This is a genomic window from Metabacillus idriensis (genome assembly GCF_009674765.1).
Classification (GTDB): domain Bacteria; phylum Bacillota; class Bacilli; order Bacillales; family Bacillaceae; genus Bacillus_P; species Bacillus_P idriensis.
Genome location: NZ_WKKF01000021.1, coordinates 13,530 through 30,574, shown reverse-complemented (window position 1 = coordinate 30,574; position 17,045 = coordinate 13,530). Strand labels below are relative to the sequence as shown.

The window sequence follows — 17,045 nt, the reverse complement described above, 5'->3', positions numbered from 1 at the left end:
ACGCATCTCAACCGCAGGAACTGTGGAGATCGCCTAATCAATTAGAAATCAAATGGTTTCTGTACTTAGGAATCCCCCACTTCAAGGAGCGTTAGCGAGTAAGTGGAGGGTAGTTCAATTTATGGTATACCTGCTATACTAGAAGAAAAACACAGGAGATTCTATGAAACCCTTATTTTTTATCATCATTGGTTTAATTTTTTTACTGCAGATTCCATTATGGTTCAATATTGTCTCTGACTGGCTTATGGCTGCTGTCGCCGTAATTGGTCTCTCAATTATTTTTTTAAGCAAGTGGCTGAGCAGGAAATCTGGTTATGAGGAAAAATAAAAACAAGCCCCTGCACATTTTCTGCAGGGGTTTTCAAATGCCTATTTTAATTTAGAAAAAGCTTTTTCAGCAGCAGCAATGGTCTTATTCAAATCTTCGTCTGTATGAGCTGTAGATAAGAATAGGCCTTCAAACTGAGATGGCGGAAGGAAGATACCTTCATTTGCCATTTCACGATAGAATATTGAGAAAAAGTCTAAATTAGATGTTTTGGCTGTCTCAAAGTTTGTTACTTTTTCATTTGTAAAGAAGAAGCCTATCATTGAGCCGGCTCTGTTGAATGTGATCGGAATATCATGCTTTTTCGCTGCAGCCGTTAAGCCTTCTTCGAGAATATCTGCTTTGCGGCTAAATTCTTTATAAGAATCCGGAGTCAGCTGTTTTAAAGTTGCATATCCTGCAGTCATAGCAAGCGGATTTCCGGATAAGGTACCAGCCTGATATATCGGTCCGCTTGGAGCAATCTGCTTCATAATGTCTGCACGCCCGCCGTAAGCTCCAACAGGCAATCCTCCGCCAATGACTTTCCCGAGGCATGTAATGTCAGGTGTTACACCAAAGTAGTCTTGCGCACAGCCATAATCAACACGGAAACCTGTCATTACTTCATCAAAGATAAGCAGTGAGCCATATTGAGCGGTAATTTCTCTTAGGTTTTCGAGGAATCCTCCAAGCGGCGGCACCACTCCCATATTTCCTGCAACTGGTTCAACAATCACACCTGCAATATCGTCTCCGTATTGTTCAAATGCGTATTTTACGCTTTCCATATCATTGTAAGGAACCGTGATCGTGTTTTTCGCAATTCCCTCAGGCACCCCGGGACTGTCCGGCAGACCTAGTGTTGCAACACCAGATCCTGCTTTGATTAATAATGAGTCACCATGTCCATGGTAGCAGCCTTCAAATTTGAGAATTTTGTTTCGGCCGGTAAACCCCCGTGCAAGGCGTAATGCACTCATTGTTGCTTCTGTTCCTGAGCTTACCATGCGAATCACTTCAATTGAAGGGACACGGTCAATCACAAGCTTTGCAAGTTCATTTTCGATTAATGTCGGCGCACCGAAGCTTGTACCTGATTCCGTCACCTTTTTGATTGCTTCAACCACTTCATCATTTGTATGACCTAAAATAAGCGGTCCCCATGATAAAACATAATCAATATATTCATTTCCATCGATATCATAAATCTTGGAGCCTTTTCCGCGTTCCATGAAGATAGGATCCATTGCAACCGATTTAAATGCGCGCACTGGGCTGTTTACACCGCCTGGCATTAAATCCTGCGCTTCTTTAAAGGCCTGCTTTGATTTTTCATAATTGCGCATAAGAATTCTCCCTTACGATTAGTGTTGTTCTTTAAGCCAGCGTGCAGCATCCTTTGCATGATACGTCAAAATCATATCAACACCCGCACGTTTCATGCTGATCATCATTTCCATCACGATCGCTTTTTCATCAACCCAGCCATTTTGTGCAGCCGCTTTGATCATGGCATATTCTCCGCTTACGTTATAAGCAACAATCGGTACATTGAAGTTGTTTTTTACATCACGGATGATATCAAGATAAGATAATGCAGGCTTCACAATTAGAAAATCTGCGCCTTCCAATAAATCTGATTCTGCTTCTCGTAAAGCCTCCATGCGGTTAGCAGGATCCATTTGATACGTTTTGCGGTCGCCAAATTGCGGTGTGCTGTGTGCAGCATCGCGGAATGGACCGTAAAATGCACTTGAGTACTTGATTCCATATGACATAACCGGCACATCTTCAAAACCCGCTTCGTCTAATCCGTGGCGGATTGCTGCTACAAATCCGTCCATCATGTTGGATGGTGCGATAATGTCAGCTCCTGCTTTTGCCTGGCTGACGGCTGTCCGTGCAAGCAGATCCAGTGTAGGGTCATTTAATATTTTGCCTTCTTTAACAATGCCGCAATGTCCGTGGTCTGTAAATTGGCATAAACATGTATCGGCAATGACAACCAGATCAGGGAAGTTTTCTTTAATTTGGGTAATCGCTCTCTGAACAATCCCGTGGTCATGATAAGCTTGTGAACCGACCTCGTCCTTTTCATCTGGAACACCAAACACGATAACCGATTTAATGCCCAGATCGGATACTTCCTGCATTTCTGCATTCAAATAATCAAGTGAAATCTGTTCAACGCCAGGCATTGATTTTACTTCATTTCTCTTCTTTTCTCCCTCTACTACAAAGATTGGATAAATGAAGTCTTCTGCATGAAGGTGAGTTTCACGTACAATTGATCTCATGCTGCTGGTGGTGCGGAGTCTGCGGTGTCTTGTAAATTGAAGATCCATAGTTATTCATTTCCTTTCAGATTGAATATGAGTTTTCATTCTATTTATCATGGCATCGATTGTATACGTTTCACAAACAATCCCATTAAATCCGTAATTGGAAAGGGTCTGGTGAGTAATGGGCCCGATGCTTACCAAAGTAACCCCAGAAAGCAGCGAATCCAGATCCATGTTTTTCATTACTTTCATAAAAGCATCTACGGTTGAAGAGCTTGTAAATGTGATATAATCCAGCTCATTTTGCTTCAGCAAATGCTCGATTTTTTGTCCATCATCTACATTATGTATTGTTTCATACAGCTTGGCATCTGTCACGGAGAAGCCCTTATCCGTAAGCTTATTGATTAAGATTTCTCGGGCGAGGTTTCCCCTGAACAGAAAAATATGCTGAGAGGCAGTGGTCTTTGCTGCAATTTCCTCTGCTAATCGCTCTGCCACATATTCTTTTGGAATGATGGTGACCGGGAAGCCTTTGTCTTCTATCAATTTCTTTGTTTTTCTGCCGACTGCGGCAAAGATGCACTCTGATAATTTGGTTATATGTATATTATGTTCTATCAGGAAGTCAAAAAAGTAAGCAACTCCATTTGTACTTGTAAAAACTAGGCAGTCTTTGGGTCTGATGCTGTCTATAATCTCATGAATTTGCTTTTCATTCTTTGCCTTTTCAAAACGGATAAGCGGAGTTACAATGGGCACTCCGCCGGCGTTTTTAATTTTTTCGGCAAATGTGGTCGCCTGTGTATGCTCTCTCGTAATTAAAATTTTCTTACCGGAGAGATCAGGAGCCATTATAGATCAAGCTCCTCTTTCACCCGGTCTATCAAATCTTTAGCCCCTTGTTTGATCAGGCGGTCTGAAACTTCCTTGCCGATCGCCTCCGGATCTTTCCCAACGATTCTTTCTTTATAAATCTCTTTTCCGTCAGGTGAGGCAATTAAAGCAGTTAGGGAGATTTCGTTATCAAAAGCAACTGTAGCATAGCCTGCAATCGGAACCTGACAACCGCCTTCCATGACATGAAGGAATGTTCTCTCAGCCTTAACAGCTAGTCTTGTTGCTTCATCCGTAAAATGAGACAAGAGCTCAAGCAGCTCGTGATCATCTTCTCTGCATTCAATAGAAAGTGCACCTTGTCCAACTGCCGGGACACAATCATTTGCATCCAGGAACTCAGTTACAACATCCTGACTCCATCCCATTCTGGCCAGACCGGCTGCAGCTAAAATAATTGCGTCATATTCTTCATGCTGAAGCTTTGCAAGACGTGTATCAATATTTCCCCGAATCCACTTAATTTCAAGATCAGGCCTCATCGCAAGCAGCTGCGCGCTTCTTCTTAAACTGCTCGTTCCAACAATCGCGCCTGCCGGAAGCTCAGAAAGCTTCACATGATTTTTTGAAATGAATGCATCTCTCGGATCTTCACGGAAAGGAATGCAGCCGATTGTCAGTCCCTCAGGCAAAACAGCGGGCATGTCTTTCATACTATGTACAGCCATATCAATTTCGCCGTCAAGCATGGCCTGCTCAATTTCTTTGACAAAAAGACCTTTTCCGCCTACTTTTGAAAGTGTCACATCTAATATCTGATCGCCTTTTGTCACAATTTCACGCACTTCAAAATCAAAAGGCAGCCCTATGTTTTTTAACTGATCAATCACCCAGTTCGTTTGGGTTAATGCCAATTTGCTTCGTCTAGAACCTACTATTATTTTGCGCATAATGAGTACCTCCAACTTTCAACCTGATGTATGGTGCATTTATTATGAATCCCATATATGAAACCGGGACAAACTTCCAAATAAAAAGAAATTAATTAATAGAATTAAAAAGGATGCTGCATTTAAGTAAGCAACCTGCTTGCCCTGCCACTCTTTCACAATGCGGCTGTATAAATAAAAACTATAAACGAGGAGCATCATAAAGGATCCAAGCACTTTTGCATCGTACCAGTGAAAGTTTGGAAGTTTTAAATACGCCCAAATAACTCCTAGAATTAAGCTTAATAACAGCATTGGTACTCCAATGACATTTAATACATATGACATATGATCAAGCTTTGCCAAATCATCGATTCGGAGTAATTGCTTACCCCATTTTTTCTTTTTCAGCAGATTGAATTGAATCAAGTAAAGCAGAGAAAAAACGAATGACAGTGTGAATGCGCCATATGAGAGAATGGCCATCGTAATGTGGATAAACAGCAGTTCAGAGATCAGCTGACCTGAAACAGCCGCCGATTCATACTGGGAAGGAGCAAATGTATGAATCGATAGCATAATAAACCCTAAGACGTTAGTAAAAAAGATAATAAAGTCCACTCTTAGAAAGCGGTTTAATACAACTGACAGTGTAACAAGCACCCACGAATAAAAGTACAAGCCTTCAGAAATATTCAAGATTGGAAATCTTCCGGTTGTAAACATTTGATAAAACAAAAAAATTGTTTGCAGCAGCCAAACAATAGAAAGCAACCAGAAGGCAATCTTGTTTGCCTTCCGGTTGTTATGAATAAAATCTATGAAAAAAAAGAGAACACTGAACGCATAGATAATAATGATTAATTCATTGATTCTTGTTAAACTCATCTCTGGCATAAATCAAATTCCTCTCACTTACGATTGAAGTGAAGCTTTTGCTTGCTCAATCGGTGCTTTTGAGCTGCTTAAAGAAATTGAGTTTTCTTGTCTTTTTTGCTCTTCTACCGCTTCTTCAATATCAAAGATTTTCATGAAAAGATCCAGCGTGTGATCTGCATCAGGTGCTGCAGACAATTCTTTCACCTTTAATATTGGATCACGGAGCATTTGATTGATGATGCTTTTCGTATGCTTGTTTAGAAGTTTTAATTCACGGTCTGTAAGATTTGGCATCTTCCGTTCAAGGCTTTGCATTGTCTCAGCCTGAATACCGAGTGCTTTTTGACGAAGAGCGGAAATGACAGGAACAACACCAAGTGTGCTGAGCCACTGTTTAAACGCAACAATCTCACCTTCAACCATAATTCCAATCTCTTCGGCTGCCTTTTGTCTTTCTTGAAGATTTGCATCCACAATCCCCTGCAGATCATCAATATCATATAAAAAGACACTTTCAAGCTCATCAAGTGCAGGATCAAGATCACGGGGAACAGCAATATCCACCATAAACAGCGGTTTGCCCTTTCTCATTTTTTCGACCCCTGCCATAATTTCCTTCGTAATAACAAACTCGTTTGAGCCTGTAGAACTGATCAGGATATCAGCTTCAACAAGCGCACATTGAAGTTCATTCATGCTTTTAGCGCTGCCGCTGAATTTCTTAGCCAGAAGTTCTGCTTTTTCAAATGTGCGGTTGATGACTGTCACTTTGCGCACTCCGCTTCCATGCAGATTCTGCACAGCAAGCTCTCCCATTTTGCCTGCCCCGAGAATAAGAACATGCTTGGATGATAAATCTCCAAAGATTTTCTTTGCAAGCTCTACAGCAGCATAGCTGACAGAAACGGCATTTGCACCAATATCTGTTTCTGAGTGTGCTTTTTTGGCAAGTGTGATGGCTTGTTTAAACAGGTGCTGAAAGACCGTTCCAATTGTGTCTTCCGTTTGCCCGAGCATGAAGCTTGACCGGACTTGTCCAAGAATCTGGGTTTCACCAAGTACCATAGAATCAAGTCCGCATGAAACGCTGAATAAATGATCGATTGCTCCATCATTTTCATACATCGTTAAAAAGGGTGAAAAAGAATCTTTGTCGATTCCAAACCACTCTGCTAAAAATGCTTTAATATAATAACGGCCAGTATGAAGCTGGTCCACAACAGTATAAATTTCTGTCCGATTACAAGTCGAAACAATGATATTCTCCAAGATGCTTTTCTTGCCTTTCAAAGCTTTCATTGCATCCCCGAGTTCATTTGGATTAAACGTTAATTTTTCACGGATTTCGACAGGGGCAGTTTTATAATTTAAGCCTACAACTAAAATATGCATGATCCTATACACCCCACATACAAGAATACTATTACCATTATACCATGACCTGCATTTTTCTCTTTTTTTAAATGTGAACAGTTCTTGAAAGCTTGTTTGTCTATGGTATGATACTATTTAAAAGCAAAAGCTGTTACATATTCGTCCACCTTGAACAATACCAAAAAAAGTGCTTACAATCAAGGAAATCGTTCTATTTAGAGGTGAAAATCAATGAAAAAATCGACAAATTTCTCTGCTCTCGCCCTGCTTGCTATCGGATTTTACTACTTTCTGCAAACCTTTCAAATCCAGCTGTTTGAAAATCAGGAGTCCTGGCAAACTTTGCTCGTCCTGTTTGGCCTCGTGTTTCTGATTGGCGGGCACTTCGATCAAGATGACAGCGCCATTCTTCCCGGGATCCTCCTGCTGGGACTTGGGATTCATTTTCATAGCATCGAACGTTTTCCGAACTGGCCCGAACATGCACCTGCCATTACCTTTATTATCGGACTCGGCATGCTGCTGCGGGGAGCAAAAACCAAAACAGGCTATTTACAAGGTTTCATTTTACTCCTGCTTGCCGTTTTTCTCCACTCATTTGATTCGATCATAAATGGGCTTGGCTGGGTCGAGCAAGGGATGGAGGTCATCCAGAAATTTTGGCCTGTCCTGCTAATTCTTGGAGGTTTTTACTTATTATTTATTAAAAGAAAGTAAATTATGTAAGATCAGGGATTTAAATGATGAGCTTCCAGCCCCATAGTGCGGCTGGTTTTCTTTTTGCCCTATAAAAAGAACCAGCCGTGTGGCTGGTTCCATCTTATTTCTTTAAATTTGTATAATGCTCGATTGCAGACCAGGCTTCTACTTTGCCCTGTCCTGTTTCAGAAGAGAAGCAGATCAGCGGATCATCTGGATCCTTGTTCAGTGTTTCTCTGACAACCTTCATATGTTTTTGCCATTTGCCTTTAGGAATTTTATCGGCTTTTGTGGCAACTACAATTGTCGGAACATCATAGTGCTTAAGAAACTCGTACATCATCACATCATCTTTTGATGGTGCATGGCGAAGGTCCACAAGTAACACAGCAGCACAAAGCTGTCTTCGTTTTGTGAAATATGTTTCAATCATTTTCCCCCATGCATCCCGCTCCGACTTAGAAACTTTTGCATAGCCGTAACCCGGCACATCGACAAAATGAAGCACTTCATTAATGATATAAAAATTTAAGGTTTGCGTTTTGCCTGGCTTGGATGACGTCCTCGCCAGGTTTTTCCGGTTCAGCAATTTATTGATAAACGACGATTTTCCTACGTTTGATCGTCCGGCAAGAGCAATTTCCGGCAATTCCAGATCTGGATACTGCTCGGGCTTTACTGCACTGATGACAATCTCGGAACTTGTTACTTTCATTCATTCTCTCCTACTAACGCATGCTGCAGCACTTCATCAAGGTGTGATACAGGCACAAATGTTAAATCATTGCGGACACTTTCAGGGATATCTTCAATATCTTTTTCATTGTCCTTCGGCATAATGATCTTTGTTAATCCTGCCCGGTGCGCACTCAGCGTTTTTTCTTTTAATCCGCCGATTGGCAGAACTCTTCCTCTTAATGTAATTTCTCCGGTCATGCCGACTTCTTTTCTGACCGGTCTTCCGGTCAAAGCTGAAATCAGCGCTGTTGCCATTGTAATTCCTGCTGAAGGGCCATCCTTTGGAACTGCGCCTTCTGGAACATGAATATGAATGTCATGCAATTCATGAAATTTCTCATCAATATTCAGCTCTTTTGCCCGTGAGCGGATAAAGCTGAATGCTGCCTGTGCAGATTCTTTCATGACATCTCCAAGTTTTCCGGTTAAAATCAGCTTGCCTTTTCCAGGCGATAACGATACTTCAATTGAGAGCGTGTCTCCGCCTACAGTTGTATAAGCAAGGCCGGTTGCAACTCCAATTTGATCTTCCAGCTCAGCCTGTCCGTAACGGAACTTGTTCTTTCCTAGATAATCAGCAAGATTTTTGTCTGTTACGATAATTTTCTTGCGTTCTTCAGAAACAATTTGCTTGGCTGCTTTTCGGCAAATCGCTGCAAGCTGTCTCTCAAGACTTCTGACGCCTGCTTCACGGGTATGATAGCGAATGATATTTTGTATAGCTGACTCACGGATTTGCAAATTAGACTTTTTCAAACCATGATCTTTTAACTGCTTAGACAGCAGATGATCCTTGGCTATATGAATTTTTTCAATTTCTGTATAGCCCGCAATCGTAATAATCTCCATTCGGTCGCGCAATGGGCCAGGTATGGTTGACAGATTGTTTGCTGTAGCGATAAACATAACTTTAGATAAATCATAGGTCTCTTCAATATAATGATCGCTGAACGTATGATTTTGTTCCGGATCTAAAACCTCGAGCAAGGCTGAAGAAGGATCTCCTCTGAAATCATTGGACATTTTATCAATTTCATCAAGTAAAAAAACCGGGTTAATGGTTCCCGCTTTTTTCATGCCCTGAATAATGCGCCCCGGCATTGCGCCGACATAAGTCCGGCGGTGACCGCGGATTTCAGATTCATCCCGTACTCCTCCGAGTGAAATGCGCACGAAATTCCGGTCTAAAGATTTAGCAACTGAACGGGCAAGGGATGTTTTCCCTACTCCCGGAGGCCCTGATAAGCATAAAATCGGTCCTTTAAGTGATTTTGTCAGTTTTTGAACGGCCAAGTATTCAAGAACACGGTCTTTTACTTTTTCAAGCCCGTAGTGATCCTCGTCCAAAATCGTTTCTGCACGTTTTAAATCAAGACGGTCCACCGTTGCATTTGACCATGGCAATGAGATAAGCCACTCGAGATAATTGCGGACTACAGAACTCTCAGCTGAGGTTGAAGGAACTTTTTCATAGCGTTCAAGTTCTTTCAACGCAGTAAGTTTGATATGATCCGGCATGCCGGCCTTCTCAATCTTCTCGTTCAGAATATCCACTTCACCCGTTTTGCCTTCTTTATCGCCAAGTTCTTTCTGAATCGCCTTCATTTGTTCACGGAGATAGTATTCCTTTTGCGTCCGCTCCATTGACCGTTTCACACGCTGGCCGATTTTCTTTTCAAGCTGAAGCACTTCTTTTTCATTATGAATGATTTCAATGACACGGTTTAAACGCTCTTTTATATCCAGTGTTTCGAGAACTTCCTGTTTTTCTTTCAATTTAAGCGGCAGGTGAGATGCGACAATGTCGGCCATTCTGCCAGGCTCATCAATATCTGTCACAGTTGAAAGGGTTTCGCCGGATATTTTTTTTGACAGCTTTATGTATTGATCAAAGTGATCGAGCAGCGTTCTCATGAGCGCTTCATCTTCGGCGTCTTTTTCTGTGCTTTCTTCTAAGGAAGCGGCACCGACTGCAAAATAGTCACCTTCATCTACATATTTAGTGATTTTCCCCCGCTGCATGCCTTCTACTAGAACCCGGATTGTTCCGTTAGGGAGCTTCAGCATTTGTTTAATTTTCGTTAATGTTCCTACTGTAAAGATATCTTCTTCGGTTGGTTCATCAATTGAAATATCACGTTGAGTTGTTAAAAAGATTATATGATCATCCATCATCGCTTTCTCAAGCGCCTGTACGGATTTTTCGCGTCCTACATCAAGGTGAAGTACCATTGTCGGGTACACTAACAATCCTCTAAGAGGTAGGAGGGGGACGATTTTCTCTTCTTTTTTCGCCAACTGTCATACACCTCCATGACTTTAGTATCAATCATTATAATATAATGAGTTCATTCTTGTACAATTCTATCTCATCGGCAAAACAGTGTCTATTTGTAAATCATATAGTGTTACCTTATGTAGTATACCCTTTCCTCGGTCAGAAGACTAAAGAAATTACTTCCGTGAACAAAGAAAAGCGGAACCGTTGGTTAGCTCCGTCAGACGGATAAGGATTTAGCCGAAGAGTTTGGCGATGGAGCCATATGTACAATCGCAGAATTTTATCATTCTTTTCACTTAAAAAACCCCGAGATTACCCGAGGTCTTGTTTTATTAATGATGTAATCGGTGCAGTTACCTCAGTTGGAGGATTCAGCAGCGCGACATCAAACACTTCCTGCAAATTCGTAACCGGGATGATATGTATGCCTTCGACCGTTTTTAAAATCGATTGCATGTTTTCAGCCGGAATAATGACTGTTTTCGCACCTGCGAGCTTAGCCGCTTTAATCTTCGGCACAACCCCGCCAATCGGTTTTACATTGCCATGAATGCTGATTTCTCCCGTCATGGCTACTGTATGATCGACCGGAATTTTGTGTATAGCAGAGAAAATGCCTGTTGCCATTGCGATTCCCGCAGAAGGCCCGTCTACTGGTATGCCTCCCGGAAAGTTGACATGGATATCATAATCATCAGCTTTAATTCCCATTGACCGCAAGACCGTAATGACATTTTCAATCGAGCCCTTGGCCATGCTTTTTCTTCTGACCGATTTGCCTCTGTCACCGATGCTTTCCTCTTCCACAATACCTGTTATATTAATATTCCCTTTATCTTTGGCATGAATGACCGTCACTTCTATTTCAAGAAGAGAACCTGAATTCGGACCGTGAACAGCGAGTCCATTGACGAGACCGACTTTCGCATCCGCATAGATTTTTTTATCATATCGCGGTGTAAGCTGACTTGAACTTACCACCCATTCAATATCCTGCATTGTAATTTCTGTGCGGTCTTCTGTCATCGCCATACCTGCTGCAATTTGCATCATGTTCACAACCTCGCGGCCGTTTCTTACATATGAAGTTAATGTGGCTATGCTCGGTTCACTTACCTTCATATTTACTTTGACTGCCGCTTTCCTTGCTACAACGGCAAGTTCGGCCTGCTCCAAATCTCTGAAGAAGACTTCAAGACAGCGAGAGCGAATGGCAGGCGGAATTTCATTAGGTGTTCTGGTCGTTGCGCCGATCAAACGAAAATCAGCCGGCAGTCCATTTTGAAAAATATCATGTATGTGATTTGGAATCTGAGTATTTTCCTCACTGTAATAGGCGCTTTCTAAAAAAACTTTACGATCTTCTAAAACCTTCAGCAGTTTATTCATCTGAATCGGATGCAGTTCGCCGATTTCATCTATAAACAGAACGCCCCCGTGCGCATTTGTCACAGCACCCTGCTTGGGCTGGGGAATACCTGCCTGTCCCATCGCGCCTGCCCCCTGATAAATTGGATCGTGCACAGATCCAATTAAAGGATCTGCAATCCCTCTTTCATCGAACCGTGCAGTAGTTGCATCTAATTCAATAAAAACAGCCGCAGGCTTAAATGGCGATTTATTATTTTGTTTTGCTTCTTCCAATACTAGTCTTGCAGCCGCCGTTTTGCCGACACCTGGAGGACCGTATATGATTACGTGCTGAGGATTGGGTCCGCACAGGGCTGCTTTTAGCGCTTTGATTCCATCTTCCTGGCCAACAATATCTGAAAAGCTTTTAGGACGGACTCTTTCAGAAAGAGGCTCCGATAATTTAATCGATCTCATCTTTTTCAGTTGTTCCATTTCTTTGCGTGATTCACGGTCGATTGATACTTTTTGGGTACGCTGATTTTTTAATAAATTCCAAAAATACAAGCCAATAATGACCCCGAAAAACAGTTGCACAAATAATGCAATACCAGTCCAGCTCATAGTGGTCCCTCCTACTGCGATGTCAATTTATCCCGCATTAACGGGCAGTAAAAACCCTCACCTAATAATAGTAGGGAATACTTATTCTCTGGTGAGGGTAACTGCCCGTAAATACCCGATCTGTTCAACAAATCATCACCATTTCTGCTGATGAAAGTTTCACTGTATAAGCTAGTATCTCCGAGGGACTTGCGGAATAAACGTGATTATCCTAACTATAATTACGATATTAATGTATAAAAAAAGCAGTCTTTCAAATTTAAAAATTACAAAAAAGCCTTGCGGATTATATCCCGCAAGGCTTTTAATTAGATATTAAATAAAGTATAAAGTTTTCCGCATCTATGTCCAGCTCCAGCGCCTAACTCCTCGGTCAGAACGGCTCAGCCAAATAAGTCAAACCCCGACTTTTCCGGCGAATCCTTATCTGCCTGTCGGAGCTGACCAAGGCACTTCCACTTTTCTCATTATGCAGATGTTTTCGTATCTTCTTCAATGATCGTGCCATCAGTCAGCACCAATTTAGGCGGTACTTTATCTGTGACTGTTTCAGCAGTAATAATGCATTTCGTAATATCATCTCGTGATGGAAGCTCAAACATGACTTCAAGCATGAGTCCTTCAATAATAGAACGAAGTCCGCGCGCTCCTGTTTTGCGTTCAATTGCTTTTTTAGAAATTTCCATCAGTGCATTCTCTTCAAATTCAAGTTCTACACCGTCTAAATCAAGCATTTTTTGATATTGCTTAACAAGAGCATTCTTAGGTTTAGTCAGAATTTCAACAAGTGCTTCTTCATCTAAAGGCTGAAGGCTGGCAATAACCGGCAGACGGCCAATGAATTCTGGAATAAGTCCAAAACGCAGAAGATCTTCCGGAAGCACTTTTGAAAGAAGCATTTTTTGGTCAAGCTCATCATCTTTTTTGTCAGAGCCAAAGCCAATAACCTTTTGGCCTAAGCGGCGCTTCACGATTTGCTCGATGCCGTCGAAGGCTCCGCCGCAAATAAATAAGATATTTGTTGTATCAATTTGAATGAACTCCTGATGAGGGTGTTTGCGTCCGCCCTGAGGTGGAACACTTGCAACCGTGCCTTCAAGAATTTTAAGAAGCGCCTGCTGTACACCTTCACCTGAAACATCACGTGTAATAGACGGATTTTCAGACTTGCGGGCAACTTTATCAATTTCATCGATGTAAATAATCCCTTTTTCAGCTTTTTCTACATCATAATCAGCAGCTTGGATTAGTTTTAAAAGAATGTTTTCAACATCTTCCCCAACATACCCAGCTTCTGTTAAAGATGTAGCATCAGCAATTGCAAAAGGAACATTCAGAATGCGGGCTAATGTTTGAGCAAGGAGAGTTTTACCGCTTCCTGTCGGCCCGATCATCGCAATATTACTCTTAGAAAGCTCTACTTCATCGATCTTGCTGTTGGAATTAATACGCTTGTAGTGGTTATATACAGCTACAGCAAGGCTCTTTTTCGCTTGTTCCTGCCCGATGACATATTCGTCCAAAATTTCGCGAATTTCTTTCGGCTTAGGAACATCTTTAAATTCAACTTCTTCTTCTGTTCCCAGTTCTTCTTCAACGATCTCTGTGCATAATTCAATGCACTCGTCACATATATAGACACCTGGTCCAGCAACTAATTTACGAACCTGGTCTTGAGTTTTACCGCAAAATGAACACTTCAGCTGACCTTTTTCGTCATTAAATTTAAACATGTTTTCACCCCTTATATCTTTGTATCATCTAAGTACCCATACATCTTCATCTATAGGAGAAGCTGCTCTGGATGGATTGTCTTTCTTATTCCTAAGTATAAAGGTAATGGGAATGAATATCACGTAACTTACCTTGACCGCTGGTCCGAAGCGGTTAAAGTCTGAAAAATTGGTATGTATTGCATTGTACCATAAGTATGTAGAGTACAGGAAATAAAACCACTCTGCCTGAGCAGATTAGAGTGTTTGTATATATAATTCGCTCTTCGGGTTCAAAATCCTTGCTCCTGCAAAAAAATGAATCTTTTTCTTAACATATGTATGTAGCATCCGGTAATTATATAGTACCCAATGCGATTAAAAATAAATCTATTTTGCAAAACAAGGCACGAATCATCTCGCGCCTTGTTTCTTTACTATTTTATTATGCAGCTTCTTTGCTGTTTTCAACAAGGAAGTCGATCGCTTTACGTACTTTAAGATCTTCTTTTAGTCCTTCTAAAGATCCTAGAGCTTGCTTGATGTTCTCAACAGGCATGTTGTACATTTCAGCCATTTTAGCAATCTCAGCATCTACTTCTTCATCTGTAACTTCGATGTTTTCTGCTTTAGCGATTGCTTCAAGAGTCAAGTTGTACTTCACTCGTTTAGAAGCATCTTCTTTCATTTGCTCTTTTAAAGCATCTTCATCTTGACCTGAGAATTGGAAGTATAACTCAAGGTTCATGCCTTGTGCTTGAAGGCGCTGTTCGAACTCCTGCATCATGCGGTTTACTTCGTTTTCGATCAATACTTGAGGAATGTCAACTTCTGCATTGTCAGAAGCTTTGTCTACAAGTGAGTCACGAAGTGTGTTTTCCGCTTCAGCTTTTCTAGTTTCTTCAAGGCGGGTTCTTGTTTTAGCTTTTAAAGCTTCAAGACTTTCCACTTCTTCATCTACGTCTTTAGCAAATTCATCATCTAAAGCAGGAAGTTCTTTTGCTTTGATTTCATGAAGCTTCACTTTGAAAGTAGCCGGCTTTCCAGCAAGGTTTTCAGCGTGGTATTCTTCAGGGAATGTTACTTCAACTTCTTTTTCTCCGCCAGCCTCAAGGCCTACAAGCTGATCTTCAAAACCAGGGATGAAAGAGCCAGATCCGATTTCAAGTGTATAGTTTTCAGCTGTTCCGCCTTCAAATGCTTCGCCGTCTGCGAATCCTTCGAAATCGATTACGACTGTATCGCCATTTTCAACAGCGCCGTCTTCTTTAACAACTAGTTCAGCATGACGCTCCTGCAATGTTTTAAGTTCAGCATCTACATCTTCTTCAGATACTTCTGCATCCACTTTTTCTACTTCAAGGCCTTTGTATTCGCCTAATTTCACTTCTGGTTTTACTACAACTTTAGCAGTGAAAATTAAGTTTTTGCCTTTTTCGATTTGTTCAACGTCGATTTCAGGACGGTCGATTGGCTCGATGCCAGCTTCTTCAACTGCTTGAGGATATACTTCTGGAAGAATGATATCCAAAGCATCTTGATAAAGTGACTCTACGCCAAAACGCTGTTCGAACATGCCGCGAGGTACTTTACCTTTGCGGAATCCCGGAATATTTACTTGTTTTGATACTTTTTTAAATGCTTCATCAAGGGCTTTGCTGAACGTTTCCGCATCAACTTCTACTGTCAGAACGCCTTGGTTACCCTCTAACTTTTCCCATTTTGCAGACATATGTTTCCCTCCAAAAAATCTATTGAAATAGTGACATAATCTAAGTTAGGTTTGGCAAAGTATGCCTTGTCCATTTTAAACAAGAGCTTCCTTTGTTATACCCATATGTAGATGATTTACTAAATCGGCCAGTGTAGTGTATGATGTCTGCGCGCATAAGGGTACATTCCCTTTGGTACGGCTGATCATCATTTTACAACCATTTTATTATAACATAGAAAAAATTCCTTTCAACATTTACGTTAGATTTGCAAATAAGAAATTTCTTCTATTTCATAAATTTTTCTTGCTGCTTCCATAAGTGTATTTTCTTTTACTTCATATGTATAGCTGACCTCTTCTGCCGGTGCGGCTATGCCATGCATTTCATAGCCTGCATAATGAAGGGCAGCTGCCCACAGCCTTGCTTCGGCCGGTTCTGGCAAAAATGGAAATAACACGTACAAATGGCGGATCCATATTTCTTTTACTGCTTCGAACAGTGCAGGGTTCTCCTGACCAAGAATATCATCCAGGACATTCAGGACTTTCTTGGTAAAAGGAAGCTCAGATAAGTCTTCAAGCTCTGCGGGAATCAGCGACATCGTTTTGCCGAATTTAGCAATTTTTACTTCTTTTGCCACCTCGTTTTCCATAAGCAAATGAAGAATCATCGATTGAACAACAGGATGGCTGCCTCCATCCTTTAAGATGGATTGAAGCTGCAGCATGTGCCTTGATACATTTCGGTCTTTTAAGGATTGAACATAGGCAACCTGCTGATTAATCGTATCAAGCAAATTTCTTGGTTCTGTATAGCTATCATCATCCTCTTCCTCATCCATCGGAAAATCTTCGTCCTCAGTCATTTTACGGCTGAAATCGAGAAGCTTATAAAAGTGCTCCGCCTGATCGTGAGGCAGCTGATTTTCCTGCAGCACAGCCTCGATCGTCTGCTGCACTTCACTGTATTGTCTAAGCTGAATAAGAACCGTTAAATAAACCTGCAGCACAGTAAAATAGTCTCCGATGTCTTCATGGAGCATTTTACGGCAAACCGCCTTTGCTTCTTCAAGCTCTCCAAGCTCCATCAGGCATAATGCGATTCCGAGATGAATTTCAGCCCTTTCCTCTCCAAGTTCCAGCACTTCATAAAAGAGAGTGAGAGCTTCTTTAAATTGTTTATTTTTCAGCGCTTCCAATCCTTTATCAACTAAACGCTCACTTAAGTTAGGAAAGGGAATGACTTTTCTCTGTTTTTTTCCATCCATCATTGTAGGATCATCTCCGGCTTGCTATTTGCCTACAAGTGTACC

The 17,045-nt window shown here is 41.4% G+C and carries 14 protein-coding genes; 2 read left to right on the top strand and 12 right to left on the bottom strand.

What is annotated here, in order from left to right:
* Nucleotides 1-163: 163 nt before the first annotated feature.
* A complete protein-coding gene (locus GJU41_RS23975; protein ID WP_154319784.1) occupies nucleotides 164-331 on the top strand; it encodes a hypothetical protein in 168 nt (55 codons plus the stop codon).
* Between the two features lie 41 nt (nucleotides 332-372).
* Here the strand turns inward: GJU41_RS23975 and hemL are convergent, their stop codons facing one another.
* Genes hemL through hemA form a run of 6 tightly spaced genes read right to left on the bottom strand, consistent with a single transcriptional unit; the run spans nucleotide 373 to nucleotide 6,632 of the window.
* A complete protein-coding gene (gene hemL / locus GJU41_RS23970) occupies nucleotides 373-1,659 on the bottom strand; it encodes a glutamate-1-semialdehyde 2,1-aminomutase (protein ID WP_154319783.1) in 1,287 nt (428 codons plus the stop codon).
* An 18-nt stretch (nucleotides 1,660-1,677) separates the two neighbouring features.
* Nucleotides 1,678-2,658, bottom strand: a complete 981-nt coding sequence (gene hemB, locus GJU41_RS23965) for a porphobilinogen synthase (protein ID WP_070876420.1) — start codon at nucleotides 2,656-2,658, stop codon at nucleotides 1,678-1,680.
* A 6-nt stretch (nucleotides 2,659-2,664) separates the two neighbouring features.
* Complete coding sequence (locus tag GJU41_RS23960; RefSeq protein ID WP_154319782.1) at nucleotides 2,665-3,450, bottom strand: uroporphyrinogen-III synthase; 786 nt, start codon at nucleotides 3,448-3,450, stop codon at nucleotides 2,665-2,667.
* Nucleotides 3,450-4,382: a hydroxymethylbilane synthase gene (gene hemC, locus GJU41_RS23955; protein ID WP_070876416.1), complete on the bottom strand. Its 933-nt coding sequence runs from the start codon at nucleotides 4,380-4,382 to the stop codon at nucleotides 3,450-3,452. Before hemC ends, GJU41_RS23960 begins: the two co-directional genes overlap by 1 nt.
* 42 nt (nucleotides 4,383-4,424) lie before the next feature.
* Nucleotides 4,425-5,258, bottom strand: coding sequence for a cytochrome C assembly family protein (locus GJU41_RS23950; RefSeq protein ID WP_070876414.1), 834 nt, complete (start codon nucleotides 5,256-5,258; stop codon nucleotides 4,425-4,427).
* An 18-nt stretch (nucleotides 5,259-5,276) separates the two neighbouring features.
* A complete protein-coding gene (hemA, locus tag GJU41_RS23945; protein ID WP_070876412.1) occupies nucleotides 5,277-6,632 on the bottom strand; it encodes a glutamyl-tRNA reductase in 1,356 nt (451 codons plus the stop codon).
* A gap of 213 nt (nucleotides 6,633-6,845) precedes the next feature.
* Here hemA and GJU41_RS23940 point away from each other — a divergent pair, with 213 nt between their 5' ends.
* Nucleotides 6,846-7,331: a LiaF transmembrane domain-containing protein gene (locus tag GJU41_RS23940; RefSeq protein WP_070876410.1), complete on the top strand. Its 486-nt coding sequence runs from the start codon at nucleotides 6,846-6,848 to the stop codon at nucleotides 7,329-7,331.
* A 103-nt stretch (nucleotides 7,332-7,434) separates the two neighbouring features.
* On the opposite strand, the gene yihA is transcribed toward GJU41_RS23940, so the two are convergent.
* The 6 genes from yihA to GJU41_RS23910 form a co-directional block, all read right to left on the bottom strand.
* Nucleotides 7,435-8,028, bottom strand: a complete 594-nt coding sequence (gene yihA / locus GJU41_RS23935; RefSeq protein WP_070876408.1) for a ribosome biogenesis GTP-binding protein YihA/YsxC — start codon at nucleotides 8,026-8,028, stop codon at nucleotides 7,435-7,437.
* Nucleotides 8,025-10,349 (bottom strand): endopeptidase La, encoded by a 2,325-nt coding sequence (gene lon / locus GJU41_RS23930; RefSeq protein WP_070876406.1) that lies wholly within the window; start codon nucleotides 10,347-10,349, stop codon nucleotides 8,025-8,027. The genes yihA and lon overlap by 4 nt, the downstream gene beginning before the upstream one ends.
* Before the next feature lie 295 nt (nucleotides 10,350-10,644).
* Nucleotides 10,645-12,306: an ATP-dependent protease LonB gene (gene lonB / locus GJU41_RS23925; RefSeq protein ID WP_070876404.1), complete on the bottom strand. Its 1,662-nt coding sequence runs from the start codon at nucleotides 12,304-12,306 to the stop codon at nucleotides 10,645-10,647.
* Between the two features lie 467 nt (nucleotides 12,307-12,773).
* Nucleotides 12,774-14,039, bottom strand: a complete 1,266-nt coding sequence (gene clpX / locus GJU41_RS23920) for an ATP-dependent protease ATP-binding subunit ClpX (protein ID WP_070876402.1) — start codon at nucleotides 14,037-14,039, stop codon at nucleotides 12,774-12,776.
* A 424-nt stretch (nucleotides 14,040-14,463) separates the two neighbouring features.
* Nucleotides 14,464-15,750 (bottom strand): trigger factor, encoded by a 1,287-nt coding sequence (tig, locus tag GJU41_RS23915; protein ID WP_070876400.1) that lies wholly within the window; start codon nucleotides 15,748-15,750, stop codon nucleotides 14,464-14,466.
* A 242-nt stretch (nucleotides 15,751-15,992) separates the two neighbouring features.
* A complete protein-coding gene (locus GJU41_RS23910) occupies nucleotides 15,993-17,003 on the bottom strand; it encodes a tetratricopeptide repeat protein (protein WP_070876399.1) in 1,011 nt (336 codons plus the stop codon).
* Nucleotides 17,004-17,045: the final 42 nt, after the last annotated feature.

Bases quoted from the DNA above. Each gene is read 5' to 3' on its own strand.
- GJU41_RS23975 (WP_154319784.1), top strand. From the start codon at position 164: ATGAAACCCTTATTTTTTATCATCATTGGTTTAATTTTTTTACTGCAG.
- hemL (WP_154319783.1), bottom strand. From the start codon at position 1,659: ATGCGCAATTATGAAAAATCAAAGCAGGCCTTTAAAGAAGCGCAGGAT.
- hemB (WP_070876420.1), bottom strand. From the start codon at position 2,658: ATGGATCTTCAATTTACAAGACACCGCAGACTCCGCACCACCAGCAGC.
- GJU41_RS23960 (WP_154319782.1), bottom strand. From the start codon at position 3,450: ATGGCTCCTGATCTCTCCGGTAAGAAAATTTTAATTACGAGAGAGCAT.
- hemC (WP_070876416.1), bottom strand. From the start codon at position 4,382: ATGCGCAAAATAATAGTAGGTTCTAGACGAAGCAAATTGGCATTAACC.
- GJU41_RS23950 (WP_070876414.1), bottom strand. From the start codon at position 5,258: ATGCCAGAGATGAGTTTAACAAGAATCAATGAATTAATCATTATTATC.
- hemA (WP_070876412.1), bottom strand. From the start codon at position 6,632: ATGCATATTTTAGTTGTAGGCTTAAATTATAAAACTGCCCCTGTCGAA.
- GJU41_RS23940 (WP_070876410.1), top strand. From the start codon at position 6,846: ATGAAAAAATCGACAAATTTCTCTGCTCTCGCCCTGCTTGCTATCGGA.
- yihA (WP_070876408.1), bottom strand. From the start codon at position 8,028: ATGAAAGTAACAAGTTCCGAGATTGTCATCAGTGCAGTAAAGCCCGAG.
- lonB (WP_070876404.1), bottom strand. From the start codon at position 12,306: ATGAGCTGGACTGGTATTGCATTATTTGTGCAACTGTTTTTCGGGGTC.
- clpX (WP_070876402.1), bottom strand. From the start codon at position 14,039: ATGTTTAAATTTAATGACGAAAAAGGTCAGCTGAAGTGTTCATTTTGC.
- tig (WP_070876400.1), bottom strand. From the start codon at position 15,750: ATGTCTGCAAAATGGGAAAAGTTAGAGGGTAACCAAGGCGTTCTGACA.
- GJU41_RS23910 (WP_070876399.1), bottom strand. From the start codon at position 17,003: ATGATGGATGGAAAAAAACAGAGAAAAGTCATTCCCTTTCCTAACTTA.